The 2,028-nt window shown below is 56.3% G+C and carries 1 protein-coding gene; it reads right to left on the minus strand.

Features of this window, described 5'->3' with window-relative positions; translation table 11 throughout:
* Window positions 1–2,028: fimbria/pilus outer membrane usher protein (locus ABIE29_RS23370; RefSeq protein ID WP_429621727.1), on the minus strand; the 2,028-nt coding region annotated here is incomplete at both ends.

Raw genomic sequence — 2,028 nt, forward strand, 5'->3', positions numbered from 1 at the left:
GCCATCTTTTTGCTCCGGCACGCTGTAAGACACGTAGCATTGTTGCGACGCGGCGTTGCCCCATTTGACCTGCAACTTGCCGCTACCGGCCATCCCGGAGAGGAATACCTGACCACCGTCACCGACGATGCTGCCGTTGTCCCCCCCACTGCTATCGGTTACGGTGGCACCGAACGGCACGGGTGCACCGCCCTGCCTCAACAGGGTCATCAACACCCGCTGGCCGACGTTAGGTTTGAACTCGGCACGCACGATGGCCCCACGGGTTGGGATCACCGTCTGACTGGTTATCGTCATATCGACATCATCTGGCAGAGTAGCGGTGTTTATCGCAATATTGTTTTTGCGATACACCGTGGCATAAGGCACCACGGCATAGCCACGCCAGTCGGTAGTCACCCCCGTCTGGTTGGCTATATTGACCCCCCTGGCTCCCGGTGCCTTGACCAGCACCGCCGTCTCGTTCATCTGTTGCGAGAGTGTCAACCCGTCTTCGTGCAGGAGGATCCCGCCCTGAACACCGTAGTTGAGGCGTTGATCGGAACGGTTATAGCCATATCCCACATTGACTCTCCCCAGACCGCCACGATAGCCAAGGCTGCCATTGCCATAAGCCCCGACGCCCTGACTGGTGTACCCCTGACTGACGTTGTAGCTCAGGTTATTACTGGGTAATGCGGTACCGTTCAGGCCGACCGAGTTACTGGTGGTGCCTCTGCGGCTGGTATTGAGGTTGTAGCTTGCATAGCTGTCAGACAGCCCTCCGCCCAATGGCATGCTGATATTAAAGGCGAGAATATGGTCGTCGTAGTTGACACGCTCACCGCTGCTGTCATAGCCATCTCTGCTGAAGGTGTAGTTCAGGCCATAGCTGATGCTGTTCCAGCTATTGTTGTACCCGACGCTCACCGACTGGTTACGACGCCGATCATTCCAATAATCTTCGTTGTACAGGCTGAGCGACAGTGAACCGGCACCTTCCCATAGCGTCTGGCTCATCGACAGTTCAGCACGGCTCTTCTTGTGATTCTGACTTTGTGATGATTTGCCGCCGGTATAGGTATTTAACGTTTCCTGCAGCGTATAGAACCCCGCCGTCGAGTAACGATAGCTAGCCAGGGTGAAGCTGGTCCCCGTTTCGACAAAGTTCTTGCCGTAACGCATACGCCACGACTGGCCGCGCTCTTTGGCAGCAAATTCAGGTTTAGACCAGGCCTGGGTAACATCGGTAGAAAATGCGCCGATAACCCCCATGTTTTGCCCCCAGCCGACAGCCACTGCCTGATATTTGCTGGCGGCCTGCACGCCGCCGTAGAGGGTCGCCCCCTTCGGCAAGCCGTAGATCGCCGTGCCCTGAGTAAACAGCGTATCGTCCACGTTACTGTTGGATGAACGATATTGGCCGCTGGTCAGGCTGTATTTGAAACGCCCCTGCCGTTGTAACACCGGGACGGAAGCAAACGGCACCACCAACCTTTGCTCGCTGCCATCGCTCTCTTTAATGCTCACTTGCAGATCGCCGCTGCCCGCCGTCGGATAGAGATCGCTGATTTCAAAGGCCCCAGGGGGCACATAGCTCTGATAAATGACATAACCGTTCTGACGAACGGTGACCTGAGCGTTACTGCGGGCTATTCCGCGCACCGTCGGTGCATATCCCCTCAGGCTTTCGGGCAGCATGTCATCATCCGAGGCCAGCTGGCCGCCACGGAAAGGGACGCTGTCAAACACCTCGCTTTGAGAAGAACTGTCACCCAGTATCAACTGGCTCTTCAGCGCCACGATGTCGCGTTGCAAATAGGTATTGATGGAATCCCAGTGGCTTTCACCGTCTGAGTCACGGTTCCAGGTTGAGTAGTTACGCAAACGCCAGGCACCGAGGTTGATCCCGGAACGCAGGTTAAGATAATAGGTGTTGCTGTCCGAGCTATTACTGCTGCGTGCCCAACTGTTGGCACCGCTAAAGTTATAGTTGACCAACAGCGCCGGTATCCCCTGATCCCACTGGTCTGGCGAAACATAGCCACG

Source organism: Serratia sp. 2723 (assembly GCF_050434425.1).
Lineage (GTDB): Bacteria > Pseudomonadota > Gammaproteobacteria > Enterobacterales > Enterobacteriaceae > Chania.